At 72.5% G+C, this 14,059-nt stretch carries 11 protein-coding genes and 1 pseudogene; 8 read left to right on the top strand and 4 right to left on the bottom strand.

Annotated elements, in window-relative coordinates; genetic code table 11:
• The first annotated feature begins 49 nt into the window (after window positions 1–49).
• From ispG to OG904_RS06475, 4 genes are all read left to right on the top strand, one after another.
• The gene (gene ispG / locus OG904_RS06490) at window positions 50–1,207 is read left to right on the top strand and encodes a flavodoxin-dependent (E)-4-hydroxy-3-methylbut-2-enyl-diphosphate synthase (RefSeq protein ID WP_328301090.1); all 1,158 of its coding nucleotides are present in this window, start codon (window positions 50–52) and stop codon (window positions 1,205–1,207) included.
• Between the two features lie 197 nt (window positions 1,208–1,404).
• On the top strand, window positions 1,405–2,250 hold the full coding sequence (locus OG904_RS06485) for a GNAT family N-acetyltransferase (RefSeq protein WP_405488286.1): 846 nt from the start codon (window positions 1,405–1,407) through the stop codon (window positions 2,248–2,250).
• A 71-nt stretch (window positions 2,251–2,321) separates the two neighbouring features.
• Window positions 2,322–2,894, top strand: a complete 573-nt coding sequence (locus OG904_RS06480) for a GNAT family N-acetyltransferase (protein WP_405488284.1) — start codon at window positions 2,322–2,324, stop codon at window positions 2,892–2,894.
• 42 nt (window positions 2,895–2,936) lie between these two features.
• Window positions 2,937–4,631 (top strand): proline--tRNA ligase, encoded by a 1,695-nt coding sequence (locus OG904_RS06475; RefSeq protein WP_405488282.1) that lies wholly within the window; start codon window positions 2,937–2,939, stop codon window positions 4,629–4,631.
• 641 nt (window positions 4,632–5,272) lie between these two features.
• Here the strand turns inward: OG904_RS06475 and OG904_RS06470 are convergent.
• The 4 genes and pseudogenes from OG904_RS06470 to OG904_RS06455 all read right to left on the bottom strand — a co-directional run.
• A pseudogene (locus OG904_RS06470) lies at window positions 5,273–6,385 on the bottom strand (SPFH domain-containing protein); the annotation flags it as partial.
• Between the two features lie 54 nt (window positions 6,386–6,439).
• Entirely contained in the window at window positions 6,440–7,342 is a 903-nt protein-coding gene (locus OG904_RS06465) for an aminoglycoside phosphotransferase family protein (RefSeq protein ID WP_405488280.1), read from the bottom strand.
• Window positions 7,343–7,394: 52 nt separating this feature from the next.
• On the bottom strand, window positions 7,395–7,850 hold the full coding sequence (locus tag OG904_RS06460) for a ferritin-like domain-containing protein (protein WP_405488278.1): 456 nt from the start codon (window positions 7,848–7,850) through the stop codon (window positions 7,395–7,397).
• Window positions 7,847–8,401: a hypothetical protein gene (locus tag OG904_RS06455; protein WP_405488276.1), complete on the bottom strand. Its 555-nt coding sequence runs from the start codon at window positions 8,399–8,401 to the stop codon at window positions 7,847–7,849. Before OG904_RS06455 ends, OG904_RS06460 begins: the two co-directional genes overlap by 4 nt.
• A 154-nt stretch (window positions 8,402–8,555) precedes the next feature.
• Between OG904_RS06455 and rimP the strand changes: the two genes are divergently transcribed.
• The 4 genes from rimP to infB all read left to right on the top strand — a co-directional run bounded on the left by rimP (window position 8,556) and on the right by infB (window position 13,921).
• The gene (rimP, locus tag OG904_RS06450) at window positions 8,556–9,053 is read left to right on the top strand and encodes a ribosome maturation factor RimP (protein WP_405488274.1); all 498 of its coding nucleotides are present in this window, start codon (window positions 8,556–8,558) and stop codon (window positions 9,051–9,053) included.
• A gap of 2 nt (window positions 9,054–9,055) precedes the next feature.
• A complete protein-coding gene (gene nusA, locus OG904_RS06445; protein ID WP_405488272.1) occupies window positions 9,056–10,150 on the top strand; it encodes a transcription termination factor NusA in 1,095 nt (364 codons plus the stop codon).
• Between the two features lie 179 nt (window positions 10,151–10,329).
• The gene (locus tag OG904_RS06440) at window positions 10,330–10,617 is read left to right on the top strand and encodes a YlxR family protein (protein ID WP_405488270.1); all 288 of its coding nucleotides are present in this window, start codon (window positions 10,330–10,332) and stop codon (window positions 10,615–10,617) included.
• Window positions 10,618–10,768: 151 nt separating this feature from the next.
• Window positions 10,769–13,921 carry a translation initiation factor IF-2 gene (infB, locus tag OG904_RS06435; protein WP_405488268.1) on the top strand — a complete coding sequence of 1,051 codons (3,153 nt, stop codon included), beginning with the start codon at window positions 10,769–10,771 and terminating at the stop codon, window positions 13,919–13,921.
• Window positions 13,922–14,059 lie beyond the last annotated feature (138 nt).

Raw genomic sequence — 14,059 nt, 5'->3', positions numbered from 1 at the left:
TCCCGGGACCCTGGCCCACCTTGATCCACACCTTGGGGTTGCACAGCAGATGACTGCCATCTCTCTCGGAATGCCGGCCGTGCCGACGAAGCTTGCCGACCGCAGGGTCAGCCGCAAGATCCAGGTCGGTTCGGTGGCCGTCGGCGGCGACTCGCAGATCTCGGTCCAGTCGATGACCACCACCAGGACCTCCGACATCGGCGCCACGCTCCAGCAGATCGCGGAGCTGACCGCCTCCGGCTGCGACATCGTGCGCGTGGCCTGCCCCACGCAGGACGACGCCGACGCGCTCGCCGTGATCGCGAAGAAGTCGAACATCCCGGTCATCGCCGACATCCACTTCCAGCCGAAGTACGTGTTCGCCGCGATCGACGCCGGCTGCGCCGCCGTCCGCGTGAACCCGGGCAACATCAAGCAGTTCGACGACAAGGTCAAGGAGATCGCGCGGGCCGCCAAGGACGCGGGCACCCCGATCCGGATCGGCGTGAACGCCGGCTCCCTCGACGCGCGACTGCTGAAGAAGTACGGCAAGGCCACCCCCGAGGCGCTCGTCGAGTCCGCGCTGTGGGAGGCCTCCCTCTTCGAGGAGCACGGCTTCAGCGACATCAAGATCTCGGTCAAGCACAACGACCCGGTCGTCATGGTCAACGCCTACCGCCAGCTGGCCGCACAGTGCGAGTACCCGCTGCACCTCGGCGTCACCGAGGCCGGCCCCGCCTTCCAGGGCACCATCAAGTCGGCCGTCGCCTTCGGCGCCCTGCTCTCCGAGGGCATCGGCGACACCATCCGCGTCTCCCTGTCGGCCCCGCCGGTGGAGGAGATCAAGGTCGGCCGCCAGATCCTGGAGTCGCTGAACCTCAAGCCGCGCCGCCTGGAGATCGTGTCCTGCCCCTCGTGCGGGCGCGCGCAGGTGGACGTCTACAAGCTGGCCGAGCAGGTCACGGCCGGCCTGGAGGGCATGGAGGTCCCGCTGCGCGTCGCGGTCATGGGCTGCGTCGTGAACGGCCCCGGCGAGGCCCGCGAGGCCGACCTGGGCGTCGCCTCCGGCAACGGCAAGGGCCAGATCTTCGTGAAGGGCGAGGTCATCAAGACCGTGCCGGAGTCGAAGATCGTGGAGACCCTCATCGAGGAGGCGCTGAAGATCGCCGAGCAGATGGAGAAGGACGGCGTGATGTCGGGCGAGCCGACGGTCGCCATCGGCGTGTAGCTCCGCCGGGCGAACGATGACGGGCCCGGGGCCGCGAAGGCGGCCCCGGGCCCGTCGGCCTGTGCGGACCCGCCCGGTCCCGGAGGCTCCGGGACCGGCCGGGGCGGTCCGCAGGGCGGCCGGAGGGGGCTCGGAGGCATCTCGCAGCCGCGCCGGGTACAGTGCGGAGATCAGCAGACTTGCATGGTGAGGCCCCAGTGTTGACGCAGACCACCACCCGGGTCCTTGAGCCCAGTGATCTTGACGCCGCGCTCGAAATCCTCGGCCGCGAGCCGGTCGAGAACGCCTTCGTCACCTCCCGCGTCCAGATCGCCGGGCTCGACCCGTGGCGCCTGGGCGGCGAGATGTGGGGCTGGTACGCCGACGGCGAGCTCCGCTCGCTCTGCTACGCGGGCGCCAACCTGGTCCCCGTCTGCGCCGGTCCCGACGCCGTACGGGCCTTCGCCGACCGGGCCCGCCGCACAGGCCGCCGCTGCTCCTCGATCGTCGGCCCCGTCGAGGCCACGAGCCTGCTGTGGCGGATCCTGGAGCCCAGCTGGGGCCCGGCCCGCGACGTCCGCTCCCACCAGCCGCTCATGGTCATGGAGCAGCCGTCCACGGACGTCGCCGCGGACCGGATGGTCCGCCGGATCCGCAAGGACGAGATGGAGCTGATCATGCCCGCCTGCGTGGCCATGTTCACCGAGGAGGTCGGCATCTCCCCGATGGCCGGCGACGGCGGCCTGCTCTACCAGGCCCGCGTCGCCGAGCTGGTCGCCACCGGCCGCTCCTTCGCCCGCGTCGAGGACGGCAAGGTCGTCTTCAAGGCCGAGATCGGCGCCGCGACCTCCCGGGCCTGCCAGATCCAGGGCGTGTGGGTGGCCCCCGAATTCCGCGGCCGCGGTCACTCCGAGACCGGGATGGCCGCCGTCGTCGAGTACGCGCTGCGCGACGTGGCCCCCGTGGTCAGCCTGTACGTCAACGACTTCAACACCGCCGCGCGCGCCTCCTACCGGCGGGTCGGCTTCCGCGAGGTCGGCGCGTTCATGAGCGTGCTGTTCTGAGCGTCCCGTTCCGGGCGACCTGATCTGGGCGCCCTGTTCTGGACCGCGCGGTCGGCCAGTAAGGTCACCGCATGCTGCCAACCCCCGCGGGCGAAGACCCCGACCGGCCCGCCGGACTACGGATCGGGCACCTCGACCTCGCCGACCGGGTCGACGAGGCCCTGCGCGTGCAGGCCCTGGCCTTCGGGCTCAGCGAGGAGGAGGTCGGCATCCGGCGCTACATCGTCCAGCGCCACATGACCTGCGCCGGAGCCCGCGCACTCGGCGCGTTCACCGGGGACGGGGCGCTCGCCGGGTTCGTCTACGGCATGCCCAACGACCGCGCGCACTGGTGGTCCGGAATCGTCGAGCCCTACCTGCGGGCCGGCGGTCACGAAGGCTGGCTCGACGGCTCCTTCGTGATCACCGAGCTCCACGTGCACCCCGGGTTCCAGGGCAAGGGCGTCGGCCGCGGGCTCATCACCAAGATCACCGACACCGCCGCCGAACCCCGCTCGATCCTCTCCGCGATCGACATCGACAGCCCCGCCCGGGGGCTCTACCACGCCCTCGGCTACACGGACCTCGCCCGTCAGGTCCACTTCCCGAGCGCGAGCCTCCCGTACGCCGTCATGGGCGCCCCGCTGCCCCTGCGCAGGCCCTGAAACCGTTTCCGCCCCGGCCGGAGCCCCCGATAGCCTCGCGTCATGTCAACGCAACACGTGCAGCGCATGTCCCGCCTCATGGCCAAGACCCTCCGCGAGGACCCGGCCGACGCCGAGACCCTCAGCCACCGCCTCCTGGTGCGGGCCGGCTACGTCCGGCGCAGCTCCGCCGGCGTGTGGAGCTGGCTGCCGCTCGGCAAGCGGGTCCTGGACAACGTCTCGCGCATCGTCCGTGAGGAGATGGACGGGATCGGGGCGCAGGAGGTGCTGCTCCCGGCGCTGCTGCCCAAGGAGCCGTACGAGATCAGCGGGCGCTGGTCGGAATACGGTGACCTGCTGTTCCGGCTCAAGGACCGCAAGGGCGCGGACTATCTGCTCGGCCCCACCCACGAGGAGATCTTCACCCTGACGGTCAAGGACCAGTGCACGTCCTACAAGGACCTGCCGGTCATGCTGTACCAGATCCAGACCAAGTACCGGGACGAGGCGAGGCCCCGCTCGGGCGTCCTGCGCGGCCGCGAGTTCCAGATGAAGGACTCGTACTCCTTCGACGTGTCCGACGAGGGGCTGGCCGAGTCCTACCGGCTCCACCGCGAGGCCTACGTACGCATCTTCGAGCGGCTCGGCCTCGACCACCGGATCGTGTCGGCGGTGTCCGGCGCGATGGGCGGCTCGGCGTCCGAGGAGTTCCTGGCACCGGCCGCGGCGGGCGAGGACACCTTCGCGGACTGCCCGTCCTGCGACTACGCCGCGAACACGGAGGCGGTGACCTTCGCCCTGACCCCGGCCGGGGGAGAGCACGGTCCGCTGGAGGAGATCCCGACCCCCGACACCCCCACCATCGAGAGCCTGGCGGCGCACCTGGGCGTCCCCGCGTCGGCGACGCTGAAGAACCTGCTCGTCAAGGTGGACGGGGAGATCACGGCCGTCGGCGTACCGGGGGACCGCGAGGTCGACCTCGGCAAGCTCGGGGAGCATCTGGCCCCGGCCGTCGTGGAGTTGGTGACGGCGGAGGACTTCACCGGCCGGCCCGATCTGGTACGCGGCTACGTGGGTCCGCAGGGCCTGGAGAAGGTCCGCTACCTCGCCGACCCCCGTATCGCGCCGGGCAGTTCCTGGGTGACCGGGGCCAACAAGCCCGATACGCACGCCCGGAACGTGGTCTGCGGGCGGGACTTCGAGGTGGACCGGTACCTGGACGTGGTGGTCGTCGAGGAGGGCGACCCGTGCCCGTCCTGCGGAGCCGGGCTCCGCCTGGACCGGGCGATCGAGATCGGGCACATCTTCCAGCTGGGCCGCAAGTACGCGGACGCCTTCGGCCTGGACGTCCTCGGCCCGCAGGGCAAGCCGGTCCGGGTCACGATGGGCTCCTACGGCATCGGGGTCTCCCGGGCGGTGGCGGCGCTGGCCGAACAGACGGCGGACGAGCGGGGCCTGTGCTGGCCCGCCGCGGTGGCTCCGGCGGACGTGCACGTGGTGGCGGCCGGCAAGGCGGTGCCGCTGGCGCTGGCGGAGTCGGCGGCCGAAGCGCTGGCCGCGGCGGGGCTCCGGGTCCTCCTGGACGACAGGCCCGGCCTCTCACCCGGGGTGAAGCTCACCGACGCGGAGCTGATCGGTGTCCCGTGGATCCTGGTGGCGGGCCGCCGGTCCGCGGACGGGGTGGTGGAACTCCAGAACCGCACCACGGGCACCCGCGAGGAACTCCCCCTGGCGCAAGCCCTGACCCGCCTGACATAACAGGCCCCCTCAACCACCGCCGGGCCCGGTTGCCACCACCACACGGCACCCCTCCCGGGGCCCGGCCCCCGCCCCCGCCTCAAGCGCCGGCGGGGCTGGAGGGTGGCCTCAAACGCCGGCGGGGGCTGGGGGGTCGCCTCAAACGCCGGCGGGGGCTGGGGGGTCGCCTCAAACGCCGGCGGGGGCTGGGGGGTCGCCTCAAACGCCGGCGGGGCTGGAGGGTGGCCTCAAACGTCGGCCGGGCTGAGGGGTCGCCTCAACCATCGGCGGGGCTGAAGGGTGGCCTCCACCATCGGCCGGGCTGGGAAGATCGCCTCAATCGCCGGCGGGGCTTGATTTTGGCCGCCGTCGGCCAGCCCGTGACGGCTGCGGTTCGGAATATCCAGCCCCTCCGGCGTTTGAGGAGCGGGGTCTGGGGCGGAGCCCCAGGAGGGGTCCGGGCGCAGCCCGGGGAACGGGCGAAGGGCGGGTAGGGGACTCCGCCCGCGCAGCGGCTACCCCGGCGGCTCGTCCGGCGGCGACCCGTCCGCGGCCGGGCCGATGGCCGGGAGCTCCGGGGCAGCCGGCCCGCCGACGGCCTGGGGAGCCGGGGCCCCACCCGGAACAGCGGCGGCCGGGGCCGGGGCTCCGCCCGATACGGCGGGAGCCGGATCCCCGCCTGGCACGGCGGGCGGCGCCGTGGAGGGAGCTCCGCCCGGCACAGCCGCCGGGGCCGGGGCTCCGCCCGATACCGCGGGAGCCGGACCTCCGCCTGGCACGGCGGCCGGCGCCGTGGAGGGAGCTCCGCCCGGCACAGCTGCCGGGGCCGGGGCTCCGCCCGATACCGCGGGAGCCGGATCCCCGCCTGGCACGGCGGCCGGCGCCGTGGAGGGAGCTCCGCCCGGCACAGCTGCCGGGGCCGGGGCTCCGCCCGATACCGCGGGGGCCCGGGCTCCGCCCGGTGCGACGGCCAGGGCTGCGCCCGGCGCCGCCGGGGACGGGGCAGAGCCCGGGGCCGGGGCCGCACGTTCCAGGAAGCGGAGGAGTTCCACCGGGAACGGGAGCACCAGCGTGGAGTTCTTCTCCGCGGCCACGGCCACCACCGTCTGGAGCAGACGCAGCTGCAGCGCCGCCGGCTGATCAGACATCACCGCCGCCGCCTCCGCCAGCTTGTGCGAAGCCTGGAGCTCCGCATCCGCGTTGATCACCCGCGCCCGGCGCTCCCGGTCGGCCTCCGCCTGCCGGGCCATCGACCGCTTCATCGTCTCCGGCAGGGACACGTCCTTGATCTCCACCCGGTCGATCTGGACGCCCCACCCCACCGCCGGGCTGTCGATCATCAGCTCCAGGCCCTGGTTGAGCATCTCCCGGTTGGACAGCAGGTCGTCCAGGTCCGATTTGCCGATGATCGACCGCAAGGAGGTCTGCGCCATCTGCGAGACGGCGAAGCGGTAGTCCTCCACCGCCACGACCGCGTTGGCCGGGTCGACCACCTTGAAGTACACGACCGCGTCCACCCGCACGGTGACGTTGTCCCGCGTGATGCCCTCCTGGGCCGGCACCGGCATCGTCACGATCTGCATGTTCACCTTGCGGAGCCGGTCGACACCCGGGACGATCATCGTGAAGCCGGGACCGCGGACGCTCTCGCGCAGCCTGCCGAAGCGGAAGACCAGACCCCGCTCGTACTGTTTCACCACCCGGGCGGCGGCCCCCATCCAGACCACGGCACCGACGCTCGCGGCGATCCCCGCTGTCAGCAGTTCCTGGACCATGACGGCCTCCTGCCGGGCACACCTTCCCCCTTACGGTATGCCCCGCGCCCCGCCCTACAACCAGCCCGCGAACTCCAGCAGCAGCTCCGCGTCGCGCCGCCGTCCGGCGGCCAGCGCCCGGTTGCCCGACTCGACCGCGCGGAACAGCGTCCAGCCCCGCAGCCGGTCCCGGTCCACCTCCAGCGCGTCGGCCAGCTTGTTCACCCGGCGCCGGGCCCCGGAGGCCCCCGCCGAGGAGGCCATCTGGTCCTCCAGCCGGTCCCGCACCAGGCGCGCCAGGTCGTACGCCCGCTCACCCACCATCGGGTCCGGGCCCACCGCCAGCCACGGAGCCCGCTCGCCGGCCAGCACCTTGCCCTGCCGGAAGTTCCCGTGCAGCAGCAGCTCCTCGGCCGGCGCGGCCGTCAGCTCCTCGCGGGCCGCGAGCGCCGCCGAGGCCAGCTCCGCCGCCTCCGGGGGAGCCTTGCGGAGCTCCTCGGCCTGCCCGGCCGTCCGCTCGGCGACCGTCTCCCAGCCGTGCCCGGCCGGCGGGGCCACCCAGAGCCTGCGCAGCGTCCCGCAGGCCTCCAGCAGCGCCTTCGCCTCCGGCAGCGAGCGCAGCGACACCTCGGGGTGCAGCCGCTCCAGCAGCAGCGCCCCGTCCTCCTCGTGATGGCGCGTGTCGAGGACCCGTACCGCCCCGAACCCGCCCCAGTGCGCCAGCGCGGCCAGCTCCCGGTCGGGCCTGACCGCCGGCGGGGCCAGCTTCAGCGCGGCCGGGGTCCCGTCGGCGTACCGGACGAGGACGACCAGACTGGTGCGGCCACCGGGGGCCTGCACCCGCTGCGCCTGTACCTCACGCCGTGCCAGCGCACTCTCCGCCAGCCGGGGCAGCTGCCCCAGCCAGTCGGAGACGTGCGCCGGTTCCGGCATCTCGCCGAGCGCCCGTACGAGCCGCTGCGGCGGTTCGAAAGCCATGCGTGCGTGGTCCCTTTCAGCTGTACCCGGACTCGTCGCGCATGCTTGCGCGCTAGTTCCGCGGTGCGTCCGCGCGTTCCGTGAGCCCTGGGAAGGCTACGCCGACACCACGCCAGCGTGCCGCGCGCACGGCCGCGCCGCTCAGCGCGTCGGCCGCCTCGCGGCGCAGCTGCCCCTCGGCGGCGCGCACCAGATCGGAGTACGCGCCGGCCACCCGGTCCTCGATCCCGGCGGCCAGCCGCTCGGCGTCGGTGGGCGTGCGCACGGCGAACGGCAGGGTGTACGCGGCCTCCGAAGGGCGGGGGGAACCGCCCAGGTCACGCACGGTGCGGGCGAGCGCGTCACGGCGCGCGAGGTGGCCGGCGTACGCCTCGCGGGCCTCGGCGGAACGGGCGGCCGAGGCCCGGGCGCCGATCACGCCGTAGCCGTACGCGGCCGCGTGCTCGGCGGCGAGCGCGGACTGCGCGGCCTCCAGGATCCGGCCGGCGGAGGACGGTTCGGGGGTCACGAGGAGGCTCCGGGGGTCGAGGTCAGCAGGTACGCGTGTACGTGTCCGCAGGCGGCCACCGAGGCCAGCATCCGGGCCAGCTCCCCGGGGGCACCCGCCAGGGAGATCGTCCGGGCCTCGGCCAGGCTCCGCTCGGCGTCCGCGAGGGCGGTCAGCGCCTCGTCGGGCTTCGGGGACACCGGATCGGCGCTGGGGGCGGGGGGCGCGGCGGCCGCCGCGGAGCCGGACGGGGAGGGCGCGGCCGGCCGGGGGGCGGACCGGGACGGAGCGGGGGCCCGCTCGCCGGCCAGGGCCGCCGTGTGGGCCGCGACCGAGGCGCGCAACGGCGCGAGGCGCTCCGCCAGGGCCGGATGGGCGGCGGCCGTGGCGTCGTAACGTTCCAGCAGCCGCTCGCTCTCACGAACGGCCGTCTCGCGCATCCGCCGATCGAGTGGAATCTCAGGGTCAGCGGCGGGCGAGCTCCCGTCGGAGCAACCGCTGAGCAGCGCGGCGCCGGCGATGCCCGCGGCACCGGCGAGCAGGCTTCTTCGCGACGGCAGGATCGTGGGCACGGAGACGTCCTCGGGGTGATGTCGGGCAGGGTGTGATCACGGTACCCGGGGCCCTGTCCACAGCGCGGACGGCAACACCCCCCGCGACCGGATACCCTTTGACCTGACGCACGACGGAAACCACAACAGCACACGCGGCCGAGGAGTCACCCGGATGAGCACCACCCAGAGCGACAGGCTGCGCGCATTGCTGGAGCCGCTCGTCGCCGCCAAGGGCCTGGACCTCGAGGAGATCGAGACGTCCAAGGCGGGCAAGCGCCGGATGCTGCGCATCGTCGTGGACTCCGAGGACGGCGTGGAGCTGGACGCGTGCGCCGAGCTGAGCCGTGAGGTCTCGGACCTGCTGGACGAGACCGACACGATGGGCGAGGACGAGTACGTCCTCGAGGTGAGCTCGCCGGGCGCTGACCGCCCGCTGACCGAGCACCGTCACTACATCCGGGCGATCGGCCGCCTCGTGAAGTTCCAGACGTCGGACGGCGGGGAACTGATCGCCCGCATCCTCGACGTCGACGACGAGGGCATGGACCTGGAAGTCCCGGGCGTGAAGGGCCGCAAGGCGACCGCCCGCCGCATCGCTTTCACCGACATCGCCAAGGCGCGTGTCGAGATCGAGTTCAACCGCAAGGACAAGAAGGAAGAGGAGGCGTAGTCGTGGACATCGACATGAGTGCCCTACGGGGTCTGGTCCGGGAGAAGGAGATTTCCTTCGACCTGCTCGTCGAAGCGATCGAGTCGGCCCTCCTCATCGCGTACCACCGCACCGAGGGAAGCTTCCGGCGCGCACGCGTCGTGCTCGACCGCACCAACGGTCACGTGATCGTGTGGGCGACCGAGGACCCGAGGGACCTGGAAGAGGGCCAGGAGGCCAAGGAGTTCGACGACACCCCGTCGGACTTCGGCCGCATCGCCGCGACGACCGCCAAGCAGGTGATCCTCCAGCGTCTGCGCGACGCCGAGGACGACCTGACCTTCGGCGAGTTCCTGGGCCGCGAGGGTGATGTCATCACCGGCGTGGTGCAGCAGGGCAAGGACCCGAAGAACGTCCTCATCGACATCGGCAAGCTGGAAGCCATCCTGCCGGTGCAGGAGCAGGTGCCCGGTGAGGAGTACACGCACGGACTGCGCATCAAGGCGTACGTCGTGCGGGTGGCGAAGGGCGTCCGCGGTCCGTCCGTGACGCTGTCGCGCACCCACCCGAACCTGGTGAAGAAGCTGTTCGCGCTGGAGGTCCCGGAGATCGCCGACGGCAGCGTCGAGATCTGCGCGATCGCCCGTGAGGCCGGTCACCGCACCAAGATCGCCGTACGGTCCACCCGCTCCGGCCTCAACCCGAAGGGCGCCTGCATCGGCCCGATGGGCAGCCGCGTGCGCAACGTGATGGCCGAACTGCACGGTGAGAAGATCGACATCGTCGACTGGTCGGACGACCCGGCGGAGATGGTCGCGAACGCCCTGTCACCCGCCCGGGTGAGCAAGGTCGAGGTCGTCGACTGGGACACCCGCTCCGCGCGGGTCACCGTGCCCGACTACCAGCTGTCGCTGGCCATCGGCAAGGAGGGCCAGAACGCCCGCCTCGCCGCGCGCCTCACCGGCTGGCGCATCGACATCCGTCCCGACACCGAGCAGCCGTCGGACGGCGACGACCAGGGCCGCGGCGAGCGCCGTGACGACCGCGGTGACGACCGGCGCGATGACCGTCGCGAAGATCGCCGTGACGACCGTCGCGACGACCGGCGCGGGGAATAAAACCGGTATCGCCCGGAGCTGTCCGGGCGGTAGACAGGAAACATGAAGACTTGATCCGACGTTCGTGACTGCCCGCCGCCGAGGTTTCGGCGGCGGGGCCCGGCGTCGAGGATCACGACAACATCCGTTCGATTTTTCGCCCGAAGGGGTGAGGTCGGTGCGGGGAGGTAGACTTAAGCGTGTCTGGCCGGACGCAAGCCCGCGCATGCCCCGAACGCACCTGTGTGGGGTGTCGGGAGCGAGCGGCCAAGAGCGATCTGCTGCGCATCGTGGCGATCGGTGACCAATGCGTCTCCGATCCTCGCGGTACGCTGCCCGGCCGGGGTGCCTACGTGCACCCCGCCGTGGTCTGCCTCGACCAGGCGGTCCGCCGCAGGGCGTTCCCCCGGGCCTTCAGGTCCGCAGGGCCGCTCGACACGGCAGGACTGCGCAACGCCGTGGCCGATGAGGCCGGGGCGACACCGTAAGCAAGTAGTACGGCACGGATCACCGTGCGGTCAGGTACCTCGCGAGTTGGAAGTAGGTCGAGATTGCGATGAGCACCCCTCGATGAGTACGCGATGAGTACGAGCATGAAGTAGAGACGGTCCGGCGTAACCCGGACCTAAAAGGAGCGAAGTGGCTAAGGTCCGGGTATACGAACTCGCCAAGGAGTTCGGAGTTGAGAGCAAGGTCGTCATGGCCAAGCTCCAGGAACTCGGTGAGTTCGTCCGTTCGGCGTCCTCGACGATCGAGGCGCCGGTTGTACGCAAGTTGACCGATGCATTGCAGGGGCCGGGCGGCAACGCCGGCAAGCCCGCTGCGAAGCCGGGCGAGCCCCGCAAGGCCGCCCCCGCCAAGCCCGGGGCTCCCACCCCGGGTGCACGTCCCGCGGCGCCGAAGCCCGGCGCCCCGGCCCCCAAGCCGGTCGTCGCGGAGGCCCCGGCCGCCGTTGCGCCCGCCCCGGTGACCCCGGCCCCCGCCGCAGGTGGCCCGCGTCCCGGCCCCAAGGCTCCGGCCGCCCCGAAGCCCGCTCCGGCGGCTCCCGTGGCGACCGAGTTCTCCGCGCCTCCGGCGGCTCCGGCCGCCGCTGCCCCGGCGCGCACCGAGCGTCCCGCCGGTCCCGGCGCCACCCCCGGCCCCCGTCCGGCGCAGCAGCGTCCGGCGCAGGGTCAGGGCGGCCAGGCCGGCGCCCGTCCCGGCGCCCCGCGTCCGGCCGGTGCCGCTCCGGCGCGTGCCGAGCGTCCCGCAGGTCCCGGTGCCCAGGCTCCGCGTCCCCAGGGCGCCCGTCCGGCCGGTCCCCGTCCGGGCAACAACCCGTTCACCTCTGGTGGCTCCACCGGCATGGCGCGCCCGCAGGCGCCCCGTCCGGCCGGCGCTCCCCGTCCCGGTGCCCCCGGCGCCGGTGACCGCCAGGGTGGCGCTCCCCGTCCGCAGGGCGGCCCCGGCGGCGCCCCGCGTCCGCAGGGCCAGGGCGCCGGTCGCCCGACCCCCGGCGGCATGCCCCGTCCGCAGGGCGGCGCCCCGCGTCCGGGTGGTGCCCCCGGTGGTAACCGTCCGAACCCGGGCATGATGCCGCAGCGTCCCGCTGCCGGTGGTCCCGGTCCCCGTCCCGGTGGTGGCCCCGGTGGCCGCGGTCCCGGTGCGGGCGGTCCCCGTCCCGGCGGTGCCGGTGGCGCCGGTCGTCCCGCGGGCGGCGGCTTCGCCGGTCGTCCGGCCGGTCCGGGCTCGCGTCCCGGCGGCGGTGGCGGCTTCGGCGGTCCCCGTCCCGGTGGTGGCGGCTTCGGCGGCGGTCCGGCTGGTGCCGGCGGCGGCGGTCGTCCCGGCTTCGGCGGGCGTCCCGGTGGTCCCGGTGCCCGTGGTGGCACGCAGGGTGCCTTCGGCCGTCCGGGTGGTCCGGCCCGTCGTGGTCGCAAGTCCAAGCGCCAGCGTCGCCAGGAGTACGAGGCCATGCAGGCCCCGTCGGTCGGCGGCGTGATGCTGCCCCGCGGCCACGGCGAGACCGTTCGCCTGTCGCGCGGTGCGTCCCTCACCGACTTCGCGGAGAAGATCAACGCCAACCCGGCGTCGCTCGTCGCCGTGATGATGAACCTCGGCGAGATGGTCACTGCCACGCAGTCCGTCTCCGACGAGACCCTCGAAATGCTGGCCGGCGAGATGAACTACGTCGTTCAGATCGTCAGCCCGGAGGAAGAGGACCGCGAGCTCCTCGAGGGCTTCGACATCGAGTTCGGCGAGGACGAGGGCGGCGAGGAATTCCTCATGCCGCGTCCGCCGGTCGTGACCGTCATGGGTCACGTCGACCACGGTAAGACCCGACTGCTCGACGCCATCCGCAAGACGAACGTCGTTGCGGGCGAGGCCGGTGGCATCACGCAGCACATCGGTGCGTACCAGGTCGGTACCGAGGTCAACGGTGAAGAGCGCAAGATCACCTTCATCGACACCCCCGGTCACGAGGCGTTCACCGCCATGCGTGCCCGTGGTGCCAAGTCGACCGACATCGCGATCCTCGTGGTCGCGGCCAACGACGGCGTGATGCCGCAGACGATCGAGGCGCTCAACCACGCCAAGGCCGCCGGCGTCCCGATCGTCGTCGCGGTCAACAAGATCGACGTCGAGGGTGCCGACCCGGTCAAGGTGCGCGGTCAGCTCACCGAGTTCGGTCTGGTCGCCGAGGAGTACGGCGGCGACACGATGTTCGTCGACATCTCCGCCAAGCAGGGTCTGCACATCGACTCCCTGCTCGAGGCCGTCGTCCTCACCGCCGACGCCTCGCTCGACCTGCGCGCCAACCCGGAGCAGGACGCTCAGGGTATTGCGATCGAGTCCCACCTCGACCGCGGCCGCGGTGCCGTTGCCACCGTCCTCGTCCAGCGCGGTACCCTCCGCGTCGGCGACACGATGGTCGTGGGCGACGCCTACGGCCGAGTGCGCGCCATGCTCGACGACAAGGGCAACAACGTCGAGGAAGCGGGTCCGTCGACCCCCGTCCTGGTCCTGGGTCTCACCAACGTCCCCGGCGCCGGCGACAACTTCCTCGTCGTCGACGAGGACCGCACCGCCCGTCAGATCGCCGAGAAGCGTGCTGCGCGTGAGCGCAACGCCAACTTCGCCAAGCGCGTCCGCCGGGTGTCCCTGGAAGACCTCGACTCGGTCCTCAAGGCCGGTCTCGTCCAGGAACTCAACCTCATCATCAAGGGCGACGCGTCCGGTGCGGTGGAGGCCCTCGAGTCCTCGCTGCTCCAGCTCGACGTCGGCGAAGAGGTCGACATCCGCGTCCTGCACCGTGGTGTGGGTGCGGTCACCGAGTCCGACATCTCGCTGGCGATGGGCTCCGACGCCATCGTCATCGGTTACAACGTCCGTGCGGCCGGCCGTGCCGCGCAGATGGCGGACCGCGAGGGCGTCGACGTCCGCTACTACTCGGTGATCTACCAGGCCATCGAGGAGATCGAGGCGGCCCTGAAGGGTCTCCTCAAGCCGGAGTACGAAGAGGTCGAGCTCGGTACGGCGGAGGTCCGCGAGGTCTTCCGCTCGTCCAAGCTGGGCAACATCGCGGGTGTTCTCATCCGCTCCGGCGAGGTCAAGCGCAACACCAAGGCGCGGCTCCTGCGCGATGGCAAGGTCATCGCCGAGAGCCTCACCATCTCCGGTCTGCGCCGCTTCAAGGACGACGTCACCGAGATCCGCGAAGGCTTCGAGGGCGGTATCAACCTCGGTTCCTACAACGACATCAAGATCGACGACGTCATCGCGACGTACGAGATGCGCGAGAAGCCCCGCGCGTAAGCGCGAGGCGGTTCGCACCGTGTCGTAGGCAGCTGTAACACCGGGGCCGGTCGGCGGAATATCCGTCGATCGGCCCCGGCCGTTGCGTGTACGGTTCTGATGACCCTGCCGCGCGACGGCCGGCAGGCCACCGAACCC

Origin of the sequence: Streptomyces sp. NBC_00096 (assembly GCF_045041305.1) — a bacterium.
Taxonomy (GTDB): domain Bacteria; phylum Actinomycetota; class Actinomycetes; order Streptomycetales; family Streptomycetaceae; genus Streptomyces.
Note: the sequence above shows the minus strand (reverse complement) of the source record. Positions and strands in the feature narration are given on the sequence as shown.